The sequence below is a fragment of the Sphingobium xenophagum NBRC 107872 genome (assembly GCF_000367345.1).
Taxonomy (GTDB): Bacteria; Pseudomonadota; Alphaproteobacteria; order Sphingomonadales; family Sphingomonadaceae; genus Sphingobium; species Sphingobium xenophagum.
The window spans coordinates 1-23,792 of the sequence record NZ_BARE01000056.1; the positions used below are offsets into that span (position 1 = coordinate 1).

The 23,792-nt window shown below is 64.7% G+C and carries 24 protein-coding genes and 1 tRNA gene; 18 read left to right on the forward strand and 7 right to left on the reverse strand.

Features of this window, described 5'->3' with window-relative positions:
- The 13 genes from SX1_RS19020 to SX1_RS19080 form a co-directional block, all read left to right on the forward strand.
- A partial coding sequence (locus SX1_RS19020) for a type II secretion system F family protein (protein ID WP_019054318.1) occupies positions 1-806 on the forward strand: 806 nt, incomplete at its 5' end.
- Between the two features lie 9 nt (positions 807-815).
- Positions 816-1,358 carry a type II secretion system major pseudopilin GspG gene (gene gspG, locus SX1_RS19025; protein WP_026149946.1) on the forward strand — a complete coding sequence of 181 codons (543 nt, stop codon included), beginning with the start codon at positions 816-818 and terminating at the stop codon, positions 1,356-1,358.
- A 46-nt stretch (positions 1,359-1,404) separates the two neighbouring features.
- Positions 1,405-1,854: a GspH/FimT family pseudopilin gene (locus SX1_RS19030; protein WP_017184561.1), complete on the forward strand. Its 450-nt coding sequence runs from the start codon at positions 1,405-1,407 to the stop codon at positions 1,852-1,854.
- 37 nt (positions 1,855-1,891) lie between these two features.
- Complete coding sequence (gene gspI, locus SX1_RS19035) at positions 1,892-2,251, forward strand: type II secretion system minor pseudopilin GspI (protein WP_019054320.1); 360 nt, start codon at positions 1,892-1,894, stop codon at positions 2,249-2,251.
- The gene (gene gspJ, locus SX1_RS19040; protein ID WP_019054321.1) at positions 2,251-2,916 is read left to right on the forward strand and encodes a type II secretion system minor pseudopilin GspJ; all 666 of its coding nucleotides are present in this window, start codon (positions 2,251-2,253) and stop codon (positions 2,914-2,916) included. The genes gspI and gspJ overlap by 1 nt, the downstream gene beginning before the upstream one ends.
- Positions 2,909-3,898: a type II secretion system minor pseudopilin GspK gene (gspK, locus tag SX1_RS19045; protein ID WP_026149948.1), complete on the forward strand. Its 990-nt coding sequence runs from the start codon at positions 2,909-2,911 to the stop codon at positions 3,896-3,898. The genes gspJ and gspK overlap by 8 nt, the downstream gene beginning before the upstream one ends.
- Positions 3,895-5,013: a type II secretion system protein GspL gene (gene gspL, locus SX1_RS19050; protein ID WP_019054323.1), complete on the forward strand. Its 1,119-nt coding sequence runs from the start codon at positions 3,895-3,897 to the stop codon at positions 5,011-5,013. The genes gspK and gspL overlap by 4 nt, the downstream gene beginning before the upstream one ends.
- Positions 5,010-5,495: a type II secretion system protein M gene (locus SX1_RS19055; RefSeq protein ID WP_026149949.1), complete on the forward strand. Its 486-nt coding sequence runs from the start codon at positions 5,010-5,012 to the stop codon at positions 5,493-5,495. The genes gspL and SX1_RS19055 overlap by 4 nt, the downstream gene beginning before the upstream one ends.
- Positions 5,492-6,214 carry a type II secretion system protein N gene (locus SX1_RS19060; RefSeq protein WP_019054325.1) on the forward strand — a complete coding sequence of 241 codons (723 nt, stop codon included), beginning with the start codon at positions 5,492-5,494 and terminating at the stop codon, positions 6,212-6,214. Before SX1_RS19055 ends, SX1_RS19060 begins: the two co-directional genes overlap by 4 nt.
- A complete protein-coding gene (locus SX1_RS19065; protein WP_019054326.1) occupies positions 6,211-6,951 on the forward strand; it encodes a prepilin peptidase in 741 nt (246 codons plus the stop codon). The genes SX1_RS19060 and SX1_RS19065 overlap by 4 nt, the downstream gene beginning before the upstream one ends.
- A 39-nt stretch (positions 6,952-6,990) precedes the next feature.
- Positions 6,991-7,845, forward strand: a complete 855-nt coding sequence (locus SX1_RS23025; protein WP_043146081.1) for an ImuA family protein — start codon at positions 6,991-6,993, stop codon at positions 7,843-7,845.
- Positions 7,730-9,361, forward strand: a complete 1,632-nt coding sequence (locus SX1_RS19075) for a Y-family DNA polymerase (protein WP_026149950.1) — start codon at positions 7,730-7,732, stop codon at positions 9,359-9,361. Before SX1_RS23025 ends, SX1_RS19075 begins: the two co-directional genes overlap by 116 nt.
- Positions 9,358-12,903, forward strand: coding sequence for an error-prone DNA polymerase (locus SX1_RS19080; RefSeq protein WP_043146083.1), 3,546 nt, complete (start codon positions 9,358-9,360; stop codon positions 12,901-12,903). Before SX1_RS19075 ends, SX1_RS19080 begins: the two co-directional genes overlap by 4 nt.
- A gap of 13 nt (positions 12,904-12,916) precedes the next feature.
- Here SX1_RS19080 and SX1_RS19085 read toward each other — a convergent pair.
- From SX1_RS19085 to SX1_RS19095, 3 genes are all read right to left on the reverse strand, one after another.
- A tRNA-Pro gene (locus SX1_RS19085) sits at positions 12,917-12,993 on the reverse strand.
- A 265-nt stretch (positions 12,994-13,258) separates the two neighbouring features.
- On the reverse strand, positions 13,259-13,462 hold the full coding sequence (locus tag SX1_RS19090; protein WP_017184550.1) for a hypothetical protein: 204 nt from the start codon (positions 13,460-13,462) through the stop codon (positions 13,259-13,261).
- 156 nt (positions 13,463-13,618) lie between these two features.
- Positions 13,619-14,992: a M20/M25/M40 family metallo-hydrolase gene (locus SX1_RS19095; protein WP_019054330.1), complete on the reverse strand. Its 1,374-nt coding sequence runs from the start codon at positions 14,990-14,992 to the stop codon at positions 13,619-13,621.
- Between the two features lie 99 nt (positions 14,993-15,091).
- On the opposite strand from SX1_RS19095, the gene ettA reads away from it, so the two are divergent.
- Entirely contained in the window at positions 15,092-16,777 is a 1,686-nt protein-coding gene (gene ettA / locus SX1_RS19100; protein WP_017184548.1) for an energy-dependent translational throttle protein EttA, read from the forward strand.
- 345 nt (positions 16,778-17,122) lie between these two features.
- Here the strand turns inward: ettA and SX1_RS19105 are convergent, their stop codons facing one another.
- Entirely contained in the window at positions 17,123-17,947 is an 825-nt protein-coding gene (locus SX1_RS19105) for an NYN domain-containing protein (RefSeq protein ID WP_019054331.1), read from the reverse strand.
- 11 nt (positions 17,948-17,958) lie between these two features.
- Entirely contained in the window at positions 17,959-18,597 is a 639-nt protein-coding gene (locus SX1_RS19110; protein WP_017184546.1) for a carbonic anhydrase, read from the reverse strand.
- Positions 18,598-18,641: 44 nt separating this feature from the next.
- On the opposite strand from SX1_RS19110, the gene lipA reads away from it, so the two are divergent.
- Positions 18,642-19,607: a lipoyl synthase gene (gene lipA / locus SX1_RS19115; RefSeq protein ID WP_019054332.1), complete on the forward strand. Its 966-nt coding sequence runs from the start codon at positions 18,642-18,644 to the stop codon at positions 19,605-19,607.
- Between the two features lie 4 nt (positions 19,608-19,611).
- Positions 19,612-20,088, forward strand: coding sequence for a type II toxin-antitoxin system RatA family toxin (locus tag SX1_RS19120; protein ID WP_026149952.1), 477 nt, complete (start codon positions 19,612-19,614; stop codon positions 20,086-20,088).
- On the opposite strand, the gene SX1_RS19125 is transcribed toward SX1_RS19120, so the two are convergent.
- Both SX1_RS19125 and SX1_RS19130 read right to left on the reverse strand, forming a co-directional pair.
- Positions 20,034-20,552 (reverse strand): CinA family protein, encoded by a 519-nt coding sequence (locus SX1_RS19125; protein WP_019054334.1) that lies wholly within the window; start codon positions 20,550-20,552, stop codon positions 20,034-20,036. The two genes, SX1_RS19120 and SX1_RS19125, sit on opposite strands and share 55 nt — an antisense overlap.
- A gap of 4 nt (positions 20,553-20,556) precedes the next feature.
- Positions 20,557-21,744, reverse strand: coding sequence for a bifunctional 2-C-methyl-D-erythritol 4-phosphate cytidylyltransferase/2-C-methyl-D-erythritol 2,4-cyclodiphosphate synthase (locus SX1_RS19130; RefSeq protein WP_026149953.1), 1,188 nt, complete (start codon positions 21,742-21,744; stop codon positions 20,557-20,559).
- A 97-nt stretch (positions 21,745-21,841) separates the two neighbouring features.
- Here SX1_RS19130 and dusB point away from each other — a divergent pair, with 97 nt between their 5' ends.
- The gene (gene dusB / locus SX1_RS19135; protein ID WP_019054336.1) at positions 21,842-22,864 is read left to right on the forward strand and encodes a tRNA dihydrouridine synthase DusB; all 1,023 of its coding nucleotides are present in this window, start codon (positions 21,842-21,844) and stop codon (positions 22,862-22,864) included.
- A partial coding sequence (locus SX1_RS19140; protein ID WP_043146088.1) for a two-component system sensor histidine kinase NtrB occupies positions 22,861-23,792 on the forward strand: 932 nt, incomplete at its 3' end. The genes dusB and SX1_RS19140, both read left to right, overlap by 4 nt.

Here is a 23,792-nt window from a genome sequence, read left to right on the forward strand (position 1 = left end):
AGCCCGAAAGTTCAGGCAGCCTGCCCGCGATCATGGAACGGCTGTCGGACCTGATGGAGCGGCAGGCGCAGATGCGCTCTAAGGTGCTGACCGCCATCGCCTATCCGTCGGTGCTGGCCAGCTTTGCCGTGCTGGTCGTCGCGGCGCTGATGATCTTCGTCGTGCCCAAGGTGGTCGAGCAATTCGATACGGTGGGGCAGGAATTGCCGTTGCTGACCCGGATGGTGATGGGCCTTTCTGCCTTTCTGGCGGGCTGGTGGTGGCTGCTGCTGATCCTGGCCGGGCTGGCGGCTCTTGGCTTCTGGCGGGCGATGAAGAATGAGCGGTTCCATTATCGGTTCGATGCGATGCTGCTGGGGCTGCCGGTGATCGGCAAGCTGACCCGCGATCTGCACGCGGCGCGGATGGCGCGGACGCTGTCGACCATGGTGGCAAGCCGCCTGCCCCTGCTGGAGGGGCTGACACTGACGGCCAACACCGTCCACAACCGGGTATTGCGACACGCTTCGGACGATATTGTCGAGGCCATTCGTGGCGGCGGCAGCCTGTCGGCGGCGCTCAGGCGGGCCGGGGTGTTTCCGCCCTTGCTGGTCTATCTGGCCGCGAGCGGCGAAAGCGCCGGGCGGCTCGACACGATGCTGGAGCGGGCGGCGGATTATCTGGAACGCGAATTCGACGCCTTCACCTCGACCGCGCTCGCTATGCTGGAACCAATCATCATCATCATGATGGGCGCGATCGTCGCCGTCATCATCCTGTCCATCCTGCTGCCGATCTTGCAGCTGCAAAGCCTGACCGGGGCTTAGGAGTTGAATATGGTTACACTAAAATCCGTTCGGGCTGAGCGTGTCGAAGCCCTGCCCTTCTTCAGAAGGAAAGAGCAGTCCTTCGACAGGCTCATGACGAACGGGGAAGAAGGATTCGGGTCCGCCCGGCGTTCCGCCGAACATGGCTTCACCCTCGTGGAGTTGATGGTCGTTATCGTCATCATCGGCCTGCTGGCGACGATCGTGGCGATCAACGTCATCCCCGCGACGGACACTGCGCGGGTCGAAAAGGCGAAGGCGGACATCGCCACGATCGAACAGGCGCTGGAGCAATATCGGCTCGACAATCTGACCTATCCTGCGGGATCGGACGGGTTGCAGGCGCTGCTCAATCCGCCAGCATCGCTGGCGCAGCCGCAGCGTTACCGGCGTGGCGGCTATATCAAGAAGCTGCCCGACGATCCGTGGGGCCGCGCCTATATCTACACCGTGCCGGGGCGCAAGGGCGCGTTCGACATCAGTTCGCTGGGGGCGGACGGCCAGCCGGGCGGCGAGAGCGAAAATGCGGATATTCATTCCAGCGAGCTATAAAACCACATCCGTTCGTTTCGAGCGAAGTCGAGAAACGGTTCTCGACATGCTCGAACCGAACGGAAATGGCTTCACCCTCCTCGAACTGATGGTCGTTCTGACGATCATCGGTTTCATTTCGGCTGCCGTGGTGCTGGCCATCCCCGATCCGCGCGGGCGGGTGATCGAGGATGCCGACCGCTTCGCCGCGCGCGTTGCCGCCGCGCGCGACGAAGCGGTCGTGACCGCCGCCCCCATGGGCCTTTGGGTTTCCGCATCCGGCTATGGCTTTCAGCGCCGCGATGGCGGGCAATGGGTGGCGCTGGAGGACAAGCCTTTCGTCACCGCCAACTGGAAAAGCGGCACCCGCGCTCTGGTCGGCAAGGATGGGCGGCAGCAGATCGCCTTCGACGGCACCGGCCTGCCGACCGATCCGCTGACCGTAACGCTGGCGCGCGAGGGCGAGCGGGTGTCGGTGACGGTCGACATGGCGGGAAAGGTCATGGTCGGTGGGTAGTCGGCCACCTCCTCCACCGTCATGCCGGGACGACCATTTGAAAGGCGAACGCGGCTTCACCTTGCTGGAAATGCTGGTCGCGCTGGCGGTGTTCAGCCTAGCGGCGCTGGCGCTGGTGCGGTTGCAGGGGGTGACGCTGCGGACGGCGGCTGATCTCGATAGCAAGGCGCTGGGCCAGATCGTCGCGCGCAATCTGATGGTCGATGTGCAAAGCGACCCGGTGCCGCCATCGGTCGGCGACGAAGCGGGCGATGTCGAGAATGGCGGACGGCGCTGGCACTGGAGCCGGACTGTCAAGCCGACCGACGACCAGCGCCTGTTGCAGGTCGACCTGACCGTCGATGGCCAGCCGGGCGCGTCGCCCGTAGTGTTGAGCTTCATACGGGTGGTGGAGTGATGGTGGCGCGCCTCAACCAATGTGGATGTGACAGGATCAAGGGTGACGATGGCTTCACCCTGATCGAGTTGCTCGTCGCTCTCATGATCTTTGCGATGCTCGCCAGCGCCGGTGTCCTCCTGCTGGGCAACAGCGTGTCGGCGCAAGCACAGGTCAAGGCGCGGCTCGACGATATGGCGGCGGTGCAACGGGCTGGCGGGGCGCTGGCGGGCGATCTGGGGCAGGCTGTGCCACGCATTACCCGTACGGAGAGCGGCACGCTGGCGCCCGCCTTCTGGGCGCATCATGAAGGTGAGGATCAGCCGGTGATGCAGTTCGTGCGGGGCGGGTGGGACAATCTGGGCGATCTGCCCCGACCCTCCTTGCAGAAGGTCGAATATTGGGTGCGGCAGGGGCGGCTGGAGCGGCGAACCTATGCGCAACTGGATGGCGCAGCGGGGGATCAGCCAGCCGCCTTGCTGGAGGATGTAGAGGCGGTTGCGCTGAAATTCCGCGATGCGCAGGGGAAATGGCGTGACGACTGGACGCCGACCCAGCCCGACCTGTTGCCGCGCGCGGTGGAAATGACGCTCACCCGCACGGGCGAGCCGCCGGTGACCTTGCGCTTTCTGGTCGCGCCCGGCCCGGTCGAAAAGCCGATAATCGAAGGTGCGCCCGGTGCCTGATCCGCGCAACCCCAATGAACAGGGCGCAGCGCTCCTGACCGTGTTGCTGCTGGTGGCGGTGATGGCCGTCGTTGCAGCAACCGCGCTGGAGCGAGTGGCGCTGGCGACGCGAATGACCGGCAATGGCGGCGCGATCGATCAGGCGCGCGCCTATGCCGAGGCTGGCACGGCGGTTGCGCGCTTGCGGATCGGCGATCTGGTCGCGGCCAATCCGGCGAAGATGACGCTGGCGGGCGGCTGGCTGGGCGCGCCGCAAAGCATTCCGGTGCCCGGCGGCATCGCGACGGCGCGGGTGAACGACGGCGGCAATTGTTTCAACCTCAACAGCGTGGTCAGCGGCGAAAGTGAGGCCAGCCTGAAGGTGCGGCCCATCGGCGTGTCGCAATTTCAGGCGCTGCTGGTGGCGCTGGGCGTCGATGCGCGACAGGCGCAGGGCGCTGCGGCGAGCCTGGCCGATTGGATCGACAGCGATGGCGATCCGCAGCCGGGCGGGGCGGAGGATGCGGTCTATGGGCAAATGGCGCGGCCCTATCGCGCGGCCAACCGCCTGATGGTCGATGCCAGCGAGTTGCGCGCGGTCAATGGCATTACGCCTGCCATCTATGCGACGGTGCGACCCTGGATCTGCGCATTGCCAGTCACGGATCTGTCGCCGATCAACATCAACACGCTGTTGCCGGAGCAGGCGCCGCTGTTCGCGATGCTGTTGCCGGGGCAATTGAGCGTCGGACAGGCGCGGCAATTGCTGGCGCAGCGGCCCGCGGACGGCTACGGCAGCACGAACCAGTTCTGGGCCTTGCCCTCGCTCGCCGGCCTGTCGCCGATGACCGAGGTGGCCGAGCAGGTCAAATTGACGACGGGATTTTTCGGAGTGGACGTGGCGGTGACTGTCGGGGGAACGCAACTGGTGGAGCGGTCGCTGATCGACGCGCGGGAAAGCCCCGCAATCGTGGTGCGACGCAGCTGGGGTGCGGGGGCATGAGCGCGCGCAACGCCCTGATCGTGTTTCTGCCCGAAGCGCAGGACGCGCCGCCATATTGGATGCGCGTGATCGATGGCGCGCTGGTGCAATCGGGCGAGGGCGCGAACTGGCTGGCAGCGTGCGGCATTGCCGCCTTGCCCGTTGAGGCGCGGGTGATGCTGGTGCCGCCTGCGGCTCTGGTGGCGCTCCATTGGGCGCTGCATCCCGACCTTCCGGTGCGGCAGGCGCGCGCGGCGGCACGGCTGGCGGCGCTGGCGGACGGGATATTGCCCGCCGATCAACTGTTTGCGGTGACCGATGTGCAGGACGACCCTGCACGGCCCCATATCGTGGCGTTGGCAGCGCGGGCAGACATGCAGCATTGGCTGCTCTGGGCGCAGCATCATGGGCTGGACCCCGATATTATCGTGCCAGCGCCGCTTTTGCTGCCGGAGCCGGAGGCGGGTTTTTCGCGCGGGCTGATCGGCGAGATGACGGTGCTGCGCAGCACGGATATGGCGCTGACCGGCGACTTGGCCCTGCCTGCTTTGATCGGCGACGCGCCGGTGGTGGATGTGCCACGGGGCGTGATCGAGGGGCGCGCCATCGCGGCGATCGACGCCCCGCCCATCGACCTGCGGCAGGGTGATTTCGCCAAGCGGGTGCGACGGCAGCTCGACCAGCGCGTGCTGAAACGCGCAGCTGTGTGGAGCGGGCTGATCCTGCTCGCCGCGCTGCTGATCGCACTGGTCGGCATCGTCAAAAGCCATCGCGAGGCCAGTCGGCTGGACGCGGAAAGCCTGACGCTGGCGCAGCAGGTCGTGCCCGGCGCGAGCGATGCGGCCCAGGCGCTTGGCGCGATGGAGCAGCAACTGGCTGCGCGCGGCGCTGGTGGACGGGCCTTTACCGCGCCGGTCGCGGCCCTGATGGCGGCGATGCAGGATGCGCCGGGCGTGGCGCTGACCAGCCTGTCGCGCGACCCGGACGGGATGCTGCGCGCCACGCTGGCGGCGGCGAAGGCGGATGACATCAACATAGTGCTGCTCGCGTTACAGGCGGCAGGCTTCACGATTACGGCGACACCCGCGCAGGAGCCGGGCGGGCGGACGCTGGCAGAGATTACGGTGCGGTCATGATGGAACGGATGCAGGCGCTTTGGGCGGAACGATCGTCGCGTGAGCAGGTGATGCTGGGCGTGATGTTCGCCTTGTTGGCAGGCGTGCTCCTCTGGTTCGGGGTAGCAGTGCCGCTTGATCGGGCGCAGCGGTCGGCGCGCGACAATTTGGTCGAGGCGACCGAGCGCAACGCTGCGGTGCGCACGGCTGTGCGGCAGCTGAAGGCGCTGCCCCGTGCGGCGGCTGGTGGCCCGGCCGCGCCGCTCGACCAACTGGTCGGGCAGGGTGCGGGCGAAGCGGGCCTGACACTGGAACGCGCGCAGGCGCAGGGGCCGGACCGGATGGAGATTGCCATCGCCGCGATCCGGCCGGTCGCGCTCTTTTCCTGGATTGCGGTGCTGGAAGCGCAGGGCGTGCGGGTCGAAACGATGAGCGCACGGCCCGCGCCGACCGCTGGCAGCCTGTCGGTGCAGGCGGTGCTGGTACGGGGAAGCGGGCAATGATGGGATTGGTCCTGTCCCGCCGGATGCGGATCATCCTGTTGCTGATCGTGCTGCTGGGGCTGTTGCTGTTCCTGCCGATGCGGGTCGCGCTGGGTCTGTCCGGGCTGGAGCGGCTGGGCGTGGCCGCGCGTGACGTGCGGGGCACGGTATGGAGCGGGCGGATCGACCAGTTGATGCTGGGCGACATGCCAATGGGCAGCGTGCGCGCGGGCCTTTCTCCATTGGCGTTGCTGACGGGTCGGGCGCGGTTCAACATTGCCCGGACCAAGGGATTGGCCGACGACATATCGGGCGCGCTGACGGTTGGGTTCGGGCGGATCGGAGTGGATGACGTTACCGGCGCGGTGCCGCTTGGCCGGACCTTCGCGCCGCTGCCGATCGCCGGGCTTCAGATGGAGGATGTGTCCGCCTATTTCATCGGCGATCGGTGCGGTCATGCGCAAGGACGGGTGCGGGCGCGGATGGCGGGGCAGTTTCCGGGGCTGAACCTGACGCAGGGTTTTTCCGGGGCCCTTGCCTGCGATGGTGATGCGCTGTTGCTGCCGCTCGCCAGCCAGTCGGGCATGGAAACGATCGCGCTGCGCATCTGGCGGTCGGGCCGGTACAGCGCGACCATGCGGGTGGAAACCGCTGATCCGACGCTGGCGGCATCGCTGGGGCAGGCGGGCTTTGCGACCGTGGGCAATGCGCAATTGCTGAAGGTCGAAGGGACGTTGTGACGCCGATATTGGCGACGCTGCTGGGCGGGGTGGTCGGCGCGATTTTCGGCAGCTTCCTGGCCACCCTGATCCTGCGCTGGCCGCAGGAACGGGGCGTGACGCGGGGGCGGTCGGCCTGCGATGGCTGTGGCCGCACGCTGACGCCGCGCGATCTGATCCCCTTGCTCAGCGCCCTGTTCCAGCATGGCCGGTGCCGGACGTGCGGCGCGCCGATCGATCCGCTGCATGGGCGGATCGAACTCAGTTGCGCAGTCATTGGCGCGCTGGCGATCGGCGCCATGCCGGATCTGGGCGGCCTTGGCTGGGCGTCGCTGGGCTGGATGCTGCTGACGCTGGCGGTGCTCGACTGGCGGCATTATTGGTTGCCCGATGCGCTGACCCTGCCGCTGGCTTTCCTGGGCCTGACGCTGGGACTTTGGGCGACCGATGTGGTGCTGGTCGACCGGATCATCGGCGCGGCGCTGGGCTATGGAAGCCTGCTGGCGATTGCGCTGACCTATCGCGCGCTGCGCGGGCGGGAGGGGTTGGGGCTGGGCGATGCCAAGTTGCTGGGCGCGCTGGGCGCATGGTTTGGCTGGCAGGCCTTGCCCTTCATCCTGCTGATCGCGGCGCTGGCCGGGCTGGGCGTCATGCTGGCGACGGGCCGGGCAATGGCAGCGACGGCGCGGGTGCCGCTCGGCACATTTCTGGTGCTGGCGGCGGTGCCGGGCTGGTATCTTGCCCGCTCCCTGTTCTGACGACTGGCGCAAAGGAACAATAGAACATATAGTGAACATATGCGCGATTCGTCCCCTGTTCTTGCCCGGTTGAGGGAGAGCCTGCAACAGCTGGAGCCGCGCCGCGCGGCTACGCCAGCGGGGCTTTTTGCGCTGGGGCATGACGGGGTGGACGCGGCACTAGGCGGTGGACTGGCGCGTGGGCGGCTGCATGAAATCTTCGCCGATCAGGAAGATGCCAGCAGCGGGGCTGGGGTTGCCGCCCTGTTCAGCCTGCGCGCCGGGGAAGGGCGTCCCTTCCTGTGGCTGCGCACCGAAGCGATGCAGAAACGGGTTGGAGGGTTGCACGCCACCGGCCTTGTCGAACTGGGGATCGATCCCGCCAATATGCTGCTGGTGCTGGCCCCTGACGAAGCCGCTTTGCTCCATGCAGCGGCGGAGGCGGCGCGTTGCGCCGGGCTGGGCGCGGTGCTGGTCGAAGGATGGGGGGCGATGCGCGGGCTGGACCTGACCGCCACTCGCCGCCTGATGCTGGCCGCCGAAGCATCGGGCGTCACCCTGTTCCTGCTGCGCATCGCCGCCGATACTGCGCCCAGCGCCGCCGATACACGCTGGCGGGTGAGCGCATCCCCCTCGATCGCGCTGGAAGCGGACGCGCCGGGGGCATCCCTGTTTCAAATCGAATTGCTGCGTCGGCGCGCCGGCCCCCCGGCCGGTCCCTGGCGCATGGAGTGGGACCGTGACCGACTTTGCTTCAGACGTCCTGCCAGTGATGGACGAACCATGGGAGGCGGAGAGCATGACGATCGCGACGCCAGCCCCCCGGCACCGCCGCTATCTCGCCCTGTTCTTCCCCTGGCTCCCGGCGGAGCGGTTGCGCCTGACCCGGCCCCATCTGTGCGCCGGGCAGGATGAACGGCCACGCGCCTTTGTCGAGAAGATACGCGGTGCGTTGCGGCTGGCGGCGGTGGATGAGGCGGCGGCGGCGCTGGGCCTGTCGCCCGGCCTGTCGATGGCGGACGCCCGCGCCCGTGTGCCCGACCTCGACCTGTTCGACCATGTCCCGCATGAGGATCAGGACTGGCTGGAGCGCCTGGCCGATGGCTGCACCCGCTACTCCCCGACCGTCGCGCTCGATCCGCCCGACGGGCTGATCCTCGACACCAGCGGGTGCGATCATCTCTTTGGTGGAGAGGCAGGGCTGGCGGCCGATCTGGAGCGGCGGCTGGCGCGGCTGGGCGTGGCGGTGCGGCTGGCCTTTGCCGGAACGCCGGAGGGCGCGCGGGCGCTGGCCCGCTATGTGGCCGGGGCTGCATGCGACGAGGATAGCGCGATCCGCCGCCTGCCCGTAGCGGCGCTGGAACTGGAGGAGGAGGCGACGCTGGCGCTGCGCCGCGCGGGGCTGAAAACCATTGGCGATGTCGCGCGTCGGCCGATGTCCTCCATCGCCGCCCGTTTCGGCGCGGACGCGGTGATGGCGATCCGCCGGATCGTGGGGGAGGCGGACAGCGCGCTGACCCCGCGCCGGCTGGTCCCGCCGATGAGCGTGGAGCGGCGCTTTGCCGAACCGGTCGCGCGCACTGAAACCATGATGACGATCCTGGCTGAACTGGCAGGGGAGGCGGCAGGGATATTGGAGCAGAGGGGCCATGGCGGTCGCCGGTTCGAGGCGCTGTTTTTCCGCAGCGATGGGCTGGTACGCCGCCTGACCGTGGAAACCGGCGCGCCGATGCGGGATGTGCCTGCGCTGATGCGGTTAATCCGCGAACGGATCGACAGCCTGAACGATCCGATCGATCCCGGATTCGGTTTCGACCTGCTGCGGCTGAACGTCCCGCTGACCGAACCGCTGGGCGCGTCGCAATTGCAGTTGGAGGGCGGCGCGACCGGCGAGGCGGCGGTGACCGCATTGGTCGAGCGTTTGAGCACCCGGCTGGGGCGCAACCGTGTCCGCCGCTTTGGCGCACGCGACAGCCATATGCCCGAACAGGCCGAATTTGCGCTGCCCGCGCTCGATACGTTGCCGTCCGGTCCGTGGACGACACCGGAACCGGGCGAGCCGCCGCTGCGTCCCATCCATCTGTTCGATCCGCCCCAGCCGATCGAGGTATTGGGCGCCGAAGTCCCCGACGGCCCGCCCCGCCGTTTCCGCTGGCGCCGGGCGTTGCACGAAGTCGCCCGGTTCGAAGGGCCGGAGCGGATCGCCGGGGAATGGTGGCGCAGGCGGCCCGTGTCGATCGAACTGCCCCGGCCCGGCAGCGATCCGGGCGAGGTCGATATTCGCTATCTGCTGGGCGACGCGCCCGATCATATTCGCGATTATTACCGGGTGGAGGACCGGCGCGGTCGCCGTTTCTGGATATTCCGCCTTGGTTTCTTCGAACCGGACAAGCCTATGCCGCGCTGGTATCTGCATGGCCTGTTCGCATGAGCCGGGGGCGTGATCCGGGGCCGGAGGGGGAGGGGCGTCAACCCATCCCTCTCGACACGGCGCTGCGGGCGCGGCGACCGGGACCGCCATCGCCTGCGCCGGATTTTGCCGAAATGGTCGCGGCAACCAATTATAGCTTCCTGCGCGGCGCGTCCCACCCGGCCGATATGGTCGGACAGGCGCTGGCGCTGGGCCATGCGGGCATCGGCATTGCCGATCGCAATACGGTGGCCGGGGTGGTGCGGGCGTGGAGTGCGCTCAAATCGGTGCGCAGGATGTTGGCCGAGGATGCCGAGGATCAGGGCATCCGCACGGGCGAAACCCCACAGTCGGCTGCGGAGCGCCGTCATCTTGCGGCGCAGGCGCTGCCGCTGGCGCAGGCTTTCCGTCTCGTCACCGGCGCGCGGCTCTGCTTTGCCGACGGGACGCCGGACATTGTCGCCTACCCCATCAACCGCCATGGCTGGGGGCGGCTGACCCGGCTGCTGAGCGTCGGCAATCTGAAAGAGACGGTGCAAAAGGGCGATTGCGACCTGTGCCTGTCCGACCTGATCGACCATGCGCAGGACATGGTTCTGATTGCTATGGCAGGGGAAGCGGACGAGGCGCTGCTGGCAGGGCTGGCGCAACGTGTGCCGGGTGCGCTGTGGATCGGCGTCACCATGCCGCGCGCCGGGCCGGACCGCCGCCGCCTTGCCCGGCTGGCGGCGATGGCCGGGCGGCTGGGGCTACCGCTGCTTGCGACCTGCGATGCGCTCTATGCCATGGCGCAGGACCGGCCGTTGCACGATGTCGTCACCTGTATCCGGCAGGGCGTGACCCTGCGGGAAGCCGGGCGGCGGCTGGAGGCGAATGCCGAACGGCACCTGAAACCCGCGCGCGAAATGGCGCGCTTGTTCCGCGACTGGCCGCAGGCGGTGGGGGCATGGCGCGACGTGCTGGACCGGATCGGATTCGATCTGTCCCATCTGAAATATGAATATCCGCACGAGCCGGTGCCCGAAGGGTGGGCGGCGCAGGACTGGCTGGAACATGAAGTGCTGCGGCTGGCGGGAGAGGCCTTTCCCGATGGCGTGCCGGACAGGGTCCATGCGATGCTGGCGGAAGAGTTCGCGCTGATCCGCAGCCGCAATTACGCCTGCTATTTTCTGACCGTCTATGAAGCGGTACAGTTCGCCCGCAGCCTCGATCCACCGATCCTGTGCCAGGGGCGCGGATCGGCGGCCAATTCGGCGGTCTGCTATTATCTGGGGATCACATCGGTCGATCCGACCAGGCATAACCTGCTCTTTTCCCGCTTCATTTCGGAGGATCGCGACGAACCACCCGATATCGACGTCGATTTCGAGCATGAACGGCGTGAGGAGGTGATCCAGCATATTTACGCCCGCTATGGTCGCGATCGCGCCGCCATAGCCGCGACCGTCATCCATTACCGCCCGCGCAGCACGGTGCGGGAGGTCGGCAAGGTGCTGGGCCTGTCGGAGGATGTGACTGCGCGGATCGGCAGTACTGTATGGGGCAGCCATGCCAGCGGCATGGAGGAGCGGCGCTTCCGCGACGCTGGGCTGGACGTGGGTAATCCGCTGGTCATGCAGTTGAAGGAACTGGTCGACCGGCTGCTGACCTTCCCGCGCCATTTGTCGCAGCATGTCGGCGGATTCGTGCTGACGCAGGACCGGCTGGATGAGACGGTGCCGATTCATCATGCGGCGATGGCGGACCGCACATTTCTGGAGTGGGACAAGGATGATATCGACGCGCTGGGCCTGATGAAGGTCGATATACTGGCGCTGGGGATGCTCAGTTGCATTCGCAAGGGGTTTGCGCTGATGCGCGACCATGGCCTGGGCGACATGACGCTGGCGTCGGTGCCAGGCGAAGCGGCGCCGGTTTACGACATGCTATGCCGGGGGGACAGTGTCGGCGTGTTTCAGGTCGAAAGCCGCGCCCAGATCAACATGCTGCCCCGCCTGCGCCCGCGTACCTTTTATGATCTGGCGGTGCAGGTCGCGATCGTGCGGCCCGGCCCGATCGAGGGGGATATGGTCCACCCCTATCTCGCCCGCCGGGCCGAGGCGCGCGATGGCAAGCCGCCTTCCTGGCGCTTTCCTTCGCCAGCCCTGCCGCACCCCGCCGATGAACTGCATCATGTGCTGGGCCACACCTATGGCGTGCCGCTATTTCAGGAGCAGGCGATGAAGCTGGCGATCACCGCTGCCAATTTCACGTCGGGGGAGGCGAACAAGCTGCGCCGGGCGATGGCGACCTTCCGCAATGTCGGGACGATCGGCGAATTTGAGGAAAAGATGATCGGCGGCATGGTGGCGCGTGGTTATGAACGCGCCTTTGCCCAGCGCTGCTATGACCAGATCAAGGGGTTTGGCAGCTATGGTTTTCCCGAAAGCCACGCCATATCCTTTGCCCGGCTGGTCTATGTGTCGGCCTGGCTCAAATGCTATCAGCCTGCCGTGTTCGCCGCGGCCTTGCTCAATGCGCAGCCAATGGGCTTCTACGCCCCGGCGCAGATCGTGCGCGACGCGATCGAACATGGCGTTGTCGTGCGGGGCATCGACGTTAATGCCAGCGGCTGGGACAATGGGTTGGAGCCGATTGCGGTGGACGATCCCGATGCTGGGCAGCACTGGACCCCGGCCAATCGCCGCTGGGGCGACATCGTGCCGCGTCACCGGCAGGACGGGGCGTTCGCATTGCGGCTGGGCTTTCGTCAGATTGATGGTTTCCGGGAGGCTTGGGGGGAGGCGATTGCAGCGGATCGCGCGACATCCGGCCCCTTCGCCACGATCGAGGAACTGGGGCGGCGGGTACGCCTGCCTGCCCGTGCGCTGCATTTGTTGGCCGATGCCGATGCCTGCCGCTCGATCGGGCGTGAGCGGCGCGATGCGGCCTGGGACGTGCGAAGGATGCCAGCGGGCGAATTGCCGCTGTTCGCCGCTGCCCGCGCGCGCGAACTGGGGGAAGAAGCCGATGCCGCCCTGCCGCCCATGCCCCTGTCCGAAGCAGTGGCGGCGGATTATCAGCTGACCCGCCTGTCGCTCAAACAGCATCCCATGACCTTCCTGCGCCCGGTTTTCGCGGCCGAAGGCCTGTTGACCAGCGAGCAGGTCAGCAGCGTCAAGAATGGCGCACGGGCAAAGGTTGCAGGCGTGGTGCTGGTGCGGCAGCGGCCCGGCAAGGGCAATGCGATCTTCGCCACGCTGGAAGATGAGACGGGTATCGTCAACATCCTGCTCTGGGCCAGAATGCTGGACCGCTATCGCCTGCCGCTGATGGCCGCGCGGCTGATGGAGGCGCATGGGGTGGTGCAGCGGGTGCGGGAAGGGCCGGTCGATGTGCTGCATCTGATGGCCGATCGCATTGTGGACCGCACCGCCGAACTCGATCGGCTGTCAGAGGATCATGCGACGCTTATCGAAGCGGGACCGGGCGACAAGGCTGTCCACCCGGTGATGTCGCGGATCCGCAGCCACGGCCATCCGCGCAACGTGCGGATATTGCCGGGATCGCGCGATTTTCATTAGCGATTTTGCGAGATGGTCGGGGAGACAGGATTCGAACCTGCGACATCCTGCTCCCAAAGCAGGCGCGCTACCAGACTGCGCTACTCCCCGACGCCTCGGCCCTTAGCGGTCTATCGCGCGTCCCGTCAATCGGCGATCAATGAAAGAAGAGCCAAAGTAGCAGAATGATCGGGATCGGCACCCCGATCAGCCATAATAACAGTCCCTTGCCCATGATATTCTCTCCTGTAACAGTTCAGAAACAACTGATGGAGCGGGACGGATGTTCCGGGGCAGGGCGCAATGTCTCTGGCACAAACAAAAAGGGCGGGCTGTAGAGACAGCCCGCCCTTCGGAAATCTCGCTAAGGCGAAGATTACATCGCGTTCGCAGCGTTGTTGGCAGCGTTCGCAGCGTTGTCAGCAGCGTTCGTTGCATTTTCAGCAGCGTTCATGGCGTTGTCGACAACGTTTTCCACGACGGCGTTCGAAGCGTTCGCGGTTTCGTTGGCCGGCTTCTCACCGCAAGCGGCGAGGGCCATCAGGCTGGCCGAAGCGAAAACAGCAGCGATCTTCTTCATTGTGTACGGCTCCCATAGCATTATGCCGCGTCAGGCACGTTACAATGTGACCCTACGCGAGCGACCCGCATTAACGTGTGCGATGCACAAATCAATGCTTTTCTGCGCCGGTGAAACGATGGAATCACGCGACGGGGCGTTGTCTACTATAAAAGTTCACTTAATGCCCATGGATTCTTGTGCATTGGCAACAAGGTTTAGCGTTACGGCCCAGGCGGCGACATTCTGCCGCAATTGCGCCGGGTCCACCTTGTCCAGCGTATCGTCGGGCGTGTGATGCAGCTCAAAATACCGGGTGCCGTCCTGTTGCAGGTCGATCACCGGCACGCCTGCCTTCACCAGCGGCGCAATGTCAGCGCCGCCGCCCGCTTCCTGCTTGCTGGCGCCGATGCCCAGCGGCTCGAGGGCCGCTGAGATGCTGGTCGCGAGCGCTTCATGCCCCTGCGGCAGTTTGAAATCCACGCGCCATACGCGATCGGCGCCAAAATCCGATTCAATCGCGAGCGCGTGTTTCTCCGTGCCATGCGCCTTGAAATAGGCCCGCGCCCCGTCGCCGCCGACTTCCTCGGCCCCGGCCATCAGCACGCGGATGGTGCGGCGGGGCTGGCCAGCCTTCGCCACCTGCAATGCCGCCGCTGCCGCGATGCCGCAGCCGGTTGCATCGTCGATCGCGCCCGTGCCCTGATCCCAGCTGTCGAGATGGCAGGCTGCGACCACCACGCCGGCCGCCGGATCGCTGCCGGGAATTTCCGCGATGACATTGCCCGATGGCTGGTCCTTGAGCATTTTCGATGTCAGCGTCAGGTGGAGCTTGACCGGCTGTCCCCGCTCGATCACACGCGCCAGTTGCTCGGCATCCGGCACGGAAAGCGCGGCGGCGGGGATTGGCGTCACGCCATCGGCCCACATCTGAACACCGGTATGAGGCAGGCGATGATGGTCCGTCCCGATCGACCGGATCAATATGGCGATCGCACCTTTGCTGGACGCGATGCTGGGCCCCTGCCGCCGGGCGGCGCCGAAATAGCCATAGGAGGAGCCGTCCTGCGTTGCCGTCATGTCATGGCTGACAAAGGCGATCTTGCCTTTGACGCTGGCGGCGGGTGCGGCTTCCAGATCGGCGAGAGTCGGGAAATAGACGACTTCGCCTTCTATCCCCTTGTCCGGGGTCGAACCGCTATTACCCAGCGCCGACAGCACCAGATTTTGCGGGAAGGGGGAGAGTATTTTCGCTTCGTCCCGGCCGCGCAGCCATACCGGCATCGTATAGGGTTCGGCGCGCACATTGCTGAAACCCAGCGCCTTGAGCTTCGCCACCGCCCACTCGCGCGCGCGCGCTTCCTGCGGCGTGCCGGCCGGACGCGGGCCGACTTCGGTGGTCAGGCCTTCGGTGAAATCCCATGCGACATCATCCTTGAGCGCGGCGTCGCGAATCGCGGCGCTGTTTGCCGGAGCGGCATGGGCCAGGACGGGGGTGAAAAGGCTGCCTAGGAGGAGGGCGGCAAGCGTGCCCGATCGGATTTTCTGCATGGGTGGAAGCGTAGCGGGCCATCGCCCATTTGCCAATGCGTCCCGCCTCCGCTAACTCCGCGCCAAATCTTCTTTTCCTACCGTTGGAGCTGCCCAAACATGTCCGCCTCCTCGCAATATGCCTATGTCATGAAGAACATGACCAAGAGCTTCCCCGGCGCGGCCAAGCCGGTTCTGAGCAATATCAACCTGCAATTTTACCGTGGGTCCAAGATTGGCATCGTCGGCCCGAACGGCGCGGGTAAATCGACCCTGATCAAGATCATGGCCGGCATCGATACCGATTTTACTGGTGAAGCCTGGCCGGGCGAAAATATCAGCGTCGGCTATCTGCCACAGGAGCCGCAGCTCGACCCGACCAAGACCGTGCTGGAAAATGTGAAGGACGGCGCGCGCGAGACTGCGGACAAGATGGACCGTTTCAACGAGATCAGCATGATCATGGCCGATCCGCCGGAAGACGTCGATTTCGACGCGCTGATGGAGGAAATGGGCACGTTGCAGGAGCAGATCGACGCAGTCGATGGCTGGACGCTCGACAACCAGCTGGAAATCGCGATGGAGGCGCTGCGTTGCCCGCCGTCCGACTGGTCCGTGGAAAATCTGTCAGGTGGTGAAAAGCGCCGCATCGCGCTGACCCGGCTGCTGATCCAGAAGCCCGACATCCTGCTGCTCGACGAACCGACCAACCATCTTGACGCGGAAAGCGTCACCTGGCTGGAAAATCATCTGAAGGAATATGCCGGGTCGGTCCTGATGATCACCCACGACCGCTACTTCCTCGACAATGTCGTTGGCTGGATTCTCGAACTCGATCGCGGAAAATATTTCCCCTACGAAGGCAATTACTCCACCTATCTGGAGAAGAAGGCCAAGCGTCTGGAGCAGGAGGATCGCGAAGCCTCCGGCCGCCAGAAGGCGATCAACGACGAACTGGAATGGATCAGGGCCGGTACCAAGGGCCGCCAGACCAAGTCCAAGGCGCGTATCAAGAAGTTCGAAGAGCTGGTCGCCGGGCAGAACAACCGCTCGCCGGGCAAGGCGCAGATCGTCATCCAGGTGCCCGAACGTCTGGGCGGCAAGGTGATCGAATTCAAGAACATCACCAAGTCATTCGGCGACAAGCTGTTGTTCGAAGATCTGTCCTTCCTGTTGCCGCCGGGCGGCATCGTTGGCGTCATCGGGCCGAACGGTGCGGGTAAATCGACCCTGTTCAAGCTGATTACCGGCCAGGAACAGCCCGATTCGGGTGAGATCGACATCGGCACGACCGTACGCCTTGGCTTTGTCGACCAGAGCCGCGATCATCTGGACGACAGCAAGAATGTCTGGGAAGAAGTGTCCGACGGCCTCGATTATGTGAAGGTCAACGGCCATGACATGTCGACGCGGGCCTATGTCGGCGCCTTCAACTTCAAGGGGCAGGACCAGCAGAAGAATGTCGGCAAGCTGTCAGGCGGTGAACGCAACCGCGTTCATATCGCCAAGATGCTGAAAAAGGGCGGCAACGTGCTGCTGCTTGACGAACCGACCAACGATCTGGACGTCGAAACGCTGGGCGCGCTGGAAGAAGCGATCGAAAATTTCGCGGGCTGCGCCGTGGTCATCAGCCATGACCGTTTCTTCCTCGACCGTCTCGCCACCCATATCCTTGCCTTTGAAGGCGACAGCCATGTCGAATGGTTCGAAGGGAATTTCGAGGCATATGAGGAAGATAAGCGCCGTCGCCTGGGCGATGCCGCCGATCGACCGACCCGGTTGGCCTATAAGAAGCTGACGCGCTGAAGCGCGAATAGAGAGGTGGGGCGCAGTAAAGCTGCGTCCTACGCTCCCTCATTACCAAACGGGACTCTTCAGGCAGCGGGTCAAGCTGTACTTGGTCGTGCGCACGGCAGAGGCGCTCAGGGGCGAACCATAAGCGCAATCGCGATTGCATTGCCCGCAGAGCCAATTGAGCATTTTGCAATTGCAATGATAGCGCTATCAATACACAAGCAGCGGGCCTTCCAGGCATCCTCTCCTAAACTCTCAAGGGCCGCTCCTTCACGGGGGCGGCCCTTTTTTAATTCAACATGGGTATTGGGCGATGAGGCAGGGCGGTCCTTAGATGGCCTGGGCACATGAGGACAATTAATTCACCCGTTTGATCCAGACCTGCCCGCCTTCGCGCGATTCGGTGATGAAATTGGGTATCGCCTGCACAAGGTCGGACAGACGCTTATAGCCATAGTTGCGCACGTCGAAGCTGGATCGGTTGCCCGCAAGTTGGCCCACTGATCCCAGCCGTACAAAACCGCGCTCGTCGCGTTTGACCGAATCATAGGCGTCAATCAGCAGCTTGATGACTTCCGCGTCGACAGCCTTCTTGATGCTGGGAGCGGAGGGTTGCGCCGGGACCGGCGTGGGCGCTGGCGGTGCGGCTTTTGCGGGCAGCGCTTTCTTTTCGTCAGCCTTGCGCGCGCGCGCCGGGGGCGTCGCCTTCTCTGCCACCGCATCGTCCGCATCGACCTCTGCCAGCGCCATGACGTCGATGAAGCGGGTGCAGGCGCGGCGGAAACCCTCCGGCGAACTCATCCGGCCAAAGCCATAGACCGGAATGCCCTGTTGCCGGATACGGGTGACCAGCGGAGTGAAATCGCTGTCGCTCGACATCAGGCCAAAGCCGCTCACACGGCCGCTTGCCATAAGGTCCATCGCGTCGATCGTCATTTTCATGTCGGTCGCGTTCTTGCCTTTGGTGAGGTCGAACTGCTGTTGCGGCTCGATGGCCTGCGCGATCGACAGCGCCGCCCAGCTTTTCAGCGTCGCCTTGCTCCAATTGCCATAAGCACGGCGGATATTGACCGTGCCCAGTTCCGCCAGCACCGTCATCACCGGATCGAAATGGGCCGCCGAGGCATTATCGGCATCGATCAGCAGGGCGATATTACCGCTCGGCCCATCCAGTGATGTCATGACATGTCCTTTCAGGCAGGCGCGAAGATGCCGCTCTGCTCATCCATGACATGCAACTGCCCGTCGGAAATGGCAAAGAATGCGCCGATCAGTTTCAACTCGCCCTTGCGCTCCTTTGACCGGACGCAGGGGAAGGTGCGCAGATTGGCAAGGCTCACCTTGACACCTTCCTGCTCCATCGCCCGTTCCACGTCCCGGCTGCGATCATCCCCATATTGGGCGATCACTTTCGCCCGCGCGGGGTCCAGCAGTTCGATCCAGCTATGGATGAAGCCGCCATCACCCGGTTCGGCGTCCTTCAGATCCTGACTGAGCGCCGCCTTGCAACCCCCGCATTTGCCATGACCCATGACAATGATTTCGTCGACTTCCAGCACCTGCACGGCAAATTCCAGCGCCGCCGACACGCCATGGCGACCGGGCGTCGTTTCAAATGGCGGCACCAGAGCGGCGACATTGCGCACGACGAAAATCTCGCCTGGATTGGTGTCGAAAATCTGGGCGGGATCGACGCGACTGTCGGAACAGGCGATGATCATCACCTTGGGGCTTTGCCCTTCGTTCAGTTCGTCCCACCGCTCGCGCTGCTGGGACCATCCGGTCTGGCGGAACCGGCGATAGCCTTCGATCATGTTTGAAAAATCAGTCATGGGCAGGTCTGTGCCGCACAATATCGGGGCTGGCAAGTGTGACCATGGATCGCTATCTGGGGCGCATGAACGATATCGCTCCTATCCCCATGCCCGGTGACCCTGCCAAGCCGGAGCGCTTGCGCAAGCCCGACTGGATTCGCGTGAAGGCGCCGACCAGTCCGGCCTATCATGAGACCCGCAAGCTGATGCGGACCAAGGGGTTGAATACGGTTTGCGAGGAAGCGGCCTGCCCGAACATCGGCGAATGCTGGACCAAGAAGCATGCGACGGTGATGATCCTGGGCGATGTATGCACGCGGGCCTGCGCCTTTTGCAACGTCAAGACCGGGATGCCGCGCAAGGTTGACGTCAACGAGCCGCAGAATCTGGCCGATGCCGCCGCCGAAATGGGGTTGGAACATATCGTCATCACCTCTGTCGACCGCGACGATTTGCCCGATGGCGGCGCGTCGCAATTCGTGAAGGTGATCGAAGCGCTGCGCCGCACCACGCCCGGCACGACGATCGAAATCCTGACGCCGGACTTCCGCAACAAGCATGAGCGTGCGGTCGAAATGATCGTCGCGGCGCGGCCCGACGTCTATAATCATAATCTGGAGACCGTTCCGCGCCTTTACCCGACCATCCGTCCTGGCGCGCGCTACTATGCCTCGCTGCGGCTGCTGGAGTCGGTCAAGCGGCTTGATCCCTCCATCTTCACCAAGTCCGGCATCATGCTGGGCCTGGGCGAGGAGCGGCTGGAAGTGCATCAGGTGATGGACGACATGCGCTCCGCAGACATCGATTTCCTGACCATGGGCCAATATCTTCAGCCCACGCCCAAACATGCCAAGGTGATCGAATTCGTCACCCCGGCTGCTTTCAACGCCTATGCCGCAATCGCGCGGGCCAAGGGCTTCCTGCAAGTCGCATCCAGCCCGCTCACCCGGTCCAGCTATCATGCTGGCGCCGACTTCGCCGAAATGCGCGCCGCGCGGGAAGCCAAGCTGGCAAAGGCTGCCCGGTAAGCCCATGCACCGGCATAATGAGACCCGGCATCTGCCCTACAGCCCGACCCAGATGTTCGATCTGGTCGCCGATGTGGCACGCTATCCCGAATTCCTGCCCTGGATCAGCGCGATCCGGGTCCGTTCCGATAGCGACACGGAAATGGTCGCCGACATGATCGTCGGGTTCAAGGGGATAAAGGAAAGCTTCACCTCGCGCGTTCACAAGCATCGGCCGGACCATGTCCGGGTCGATTATCTCGACGGCCCCTTGAAGCATCTGCACAATGAATGGGCTTTCCGCGACGACGGACAGGGCGGAGTGCTGGTCGATTTCGAGGTCGAATTCGCCTTCAAGAATCGGCTGTTCGAAATGCTGGCGGGGCAGATGTTCGACAAGGCGCTGCGCAAGATGATCGGCGCGTTCGAGACCCGCGCCGCCCAGCTTTACGCGCCGGACGACTCGGGCAGCAGCAGTTCGAGCGCACACAGCGCGGCCTGAAGCCGCACGCCACCGCGGCCATCATTATCAAAATGCCGCATGTCCGCGACGATCTTGTCGGGACTTGCCCCGCGTTCGGCGCGGGCGAACACCACGGTGCCAACCGGCTTTTGCTCTGTTCCCCCGCCCGGCCCGGCGATCCCGGTGATCGCGACGGCGACATGGGCGTGGCTGTTGAGCAAGGCGCCCTGCGCCATGGCCCAGGCCGTAGCAATGGACACCGCGCCAAATGTTTCCAGCACATCATGCGAAACCTTTAGAAGTTCCGCCTTCATATCATTGGAATAAGTGACGAATCCTGCCTCAAACACGTCGGACGAGCCTGCGATTTCCGTGAGCGCGGCGGACACCAGCCCCCCGGTGCAGCTTTCGGCGACGGCGATGGTCCGCCCGGCACGACGGTTGGCGATGATGACCCGGTCGGCAAGTTCGACCAGGATGGGGGGAAGAATGCTGTCTGGCATGGGATCAGGATAGCGCGGGAAGGGAGAGGGTGGCAACCGCTTGCGCCGCAATACCTTCGCGCCGCCCTGTAAAACCCAGCCGTTCGGTCGTGGTCGCCTTCACGCTGATCCGGTCTACCGGCAGGCCCAGTATCTCCCCTATCCGCGCCCGCATGGCGTCGCGATGAGGGCCGATCTTGGGCGCTTCGCAGATGATGGTCAGGTCGACATGATCGATCGTTCCGCCGCGCGCCGCGACCCGGTCGCCCGCATAAGCGAGGAAGCGGTCGGACGACGCCCCGCGCCATTGCGGGTCGGATGGTGGAAAGTGGCTGCCAATGTCGCCCTCCGCCAATGCGCCCAGCAGCGCATCGACGATCGCGTGCAGCGCCACGTCGGCGTCGCTATGCCCGGCCAGTCCGCGATCATGCGGTATGCGAATGCCGCCCAGCCATAATTCTTCATCCGCGGCGAGGCGATGGACGTCATAGCCCATGCCAACGCGCACAGTGCGGGCGCTTGCCAGCCGAGCCTCTGCGCGGGCGAAATCCTGTGGATAGGTCAATTTTTCCAGCCCTTCATCGCCAGCCACCAATATGACGTCATGACCCCGCTCTTTCAAAATCTGCGCGTCGTCCGTGGCTTCGCGGCTTTCGTCCCAGCAGCGGTGCGCGGCCAATATCGTGTCGAACATGAAGGCTTGCGGCGTCTGGACCCGAAACAGGCCATCGCGCGCGACGCCATCGCCCATCGTTCCATCCGCACCCCGCACCAGCGTATCGGCGACCGGCAGCACCGGGATCGCCCCTTGCGCATCGTCGAGCGCGCCGAGCAGCCGGTCTATCACGGCAGTAGGCAGGAAAGGCCGCGCGGCGTCGTGGATCAGCACCCGATCAGCCCCACCCGCTGCCGCAATCGCTTCCAGCCCCGCGCGCACCGACCCGCGCCGACTGTCGGCGCCTTCGCTCAAGCCAGCAATGGTACGATCCGCCAGCAGCGCGCGCACCTGCGCTTCCTGTCCGGCGCCGATGACCAGGTGGATCGCATCGATCCCTTCATGCGCCATCATGGCGTCGACGGCATGGAGGATAACAGCCTTGCCGCCGATGGTTCGGAATTGCTTGGGAATGTCGCCGCCCACGCGACTGCCGGTGCCAGCAGCTACCAGCAGGGCAACGGTCCTGTGCCTGTTGTCAGTCATGGCGCGGGGCATAGACGCTTGCACGCACCCCCGCCAGACCCCTTCGCTTGCTCCATCGACCAATAACCGCTATGGGCTGCCTGTTTTTTAGGCACTATCTTTGAGTATCATGCGCAGGCTTTCCCCCATATCCATCGGTCCGCTGACGATCGACATGCCCGTCGTGCTGGCGCCGATGACTGGTGTAACCGACATGCCGTTCCGCACATTGGTGCGCCGCTATGGCTGCGGCCTCAATGTGACGGAGATGATCGCGACTGCGGCGATGATCCGGGAAACCCGCCAGTCTTTGCAAAAGGCCGCCTGGCATCCGCTGGAAGAACCGGTGTCGATGCAATTGGCTGGCTGCTCTCCCGCCGAAATGGCCGATGCCGCGAAGCTCAACGCCGATCGGGGAGCGGCGATCATCGACATCAATATGGGTTGCCCGGTCAAGAAGGTGGTCAATGGTGACGCCGGCAGCGCACTGATGCGCGACCTGCCGCTGGCCGCTGCGCTGATCAAGGCGACGGTCGAGGCGGTGGACGTGCCCGTGACGGTCAAGATGCGGATGGGCTGGGACCATAGCAGCCTCAACGCGCCTGAACTGGCGCATATTGCCGAGGATCTGGGCGCGAAGCTGATTACCGTTCATGGTCGCACCCGCTGCCAGATGTACAAGGGGTCGGCGGACTGGGGCTTCATCCGTTCCGTCAAGGACGCCGTCAAGCTGCCGGTCATCGCCAATGGCGACATTTGTTCGATCGAGGACGCCGATATGGCGCTGGAACAGAGCGGCGCGGACGGGGTGATGATCGGGCGGGGTGCCTATGGGCGACCCTGGCTCATCAGTCAGGTCATGGCATGGCTCGACCGGGGCGAGCGCGTGCCCGACCCGACGCTGGAAGAACAATATCAAGTTATCATAGGGCATTATAAGGCAATGCTCGAACATTATGATAATTATACCGGCGTCAATATGGCACGTAAGCATATCGGCTGGTACACCAAGGGACTGACCGGATCGGCCGAGTTCCGCCATGCGGTCAATCAGGAGCCGAACGCGGACAAGGTGCTGGACATGCTCGCCCGCTTCTACGAACCGCTGATTGCGGGCGGTGCAGAGGCGGTGGACGCGCGTCAGGCGGCATGACCGGCGCGCAGCCGCTGGTGCCGCCGCTACGGATGCAGCAGGACGGGCCATCGCTGGCCGAACAGATGACGGCGCTGCCGGTGGCGACTTTGTTGGTCCGGCCCGACAACAGCATTGCCGAAGCCAATGTGCGGGCCGAAACCCTGCTCAACATGGCCCGTTCCGCCATCGTCGGCAGCGATGTCGCGCGCACCATTCGTATCGCGGAGGCGGGCGCGCGCTTCGACATCTGGCACAGTCAAAAGCCGATCGCGGCCTACGATATAAAGGTCCATGCCGGGCGCACCGCCGAAATGGAGGTCGACCTGATGATCGCGCCGATCGTCGACCATGACGGCTGGCGTGTCGTGTCGCTCCATGCGCAAAGCCAGGCGCGCAAGATCGGCCATCGCGGCACGTCGGGCGGTGCGCGATCCGCCATGGGCGCGGCGGCCATTCTGGCGCATGAGATCAAGAACCCGCTGTCGGGCATACGCGGCGCGGCACAATTGCTGGAAGGCGGGCAGGGCGGACGCGATGCGGCGCTGACCCAACTGATCTGCAATGAGGTTGATCGGATCGCGGCGCTGATCGACCGGATGCAGGATTTTACCACCGATCGCACGCTGGAATGTCGTCCGGGCAACATCTATCCCCTGATCGACCGGGCGGCAGACATCGCCGCAGCAGGATTTGCAAGAAATATCCGTATTATAAAGCGTTATGACCCATCCCTGCCATTCGCCAATATCAATGACGATGCGCTGGTTCAGGTCATGATCAACCTGCTCAAAAATGCGGCGGAGGCATTGGAGCATGTCGCCAAGCCCCGCATTCGGGTCGAAACGGCGTTCCGGCACGGTGTGTCGGTGATGGTTGGCGGGGGCAAGGGCAGTGCGGTGCTGCCCATCGAGATCGTGGTGGTCGACAATGGACCGGGGGTACCGGC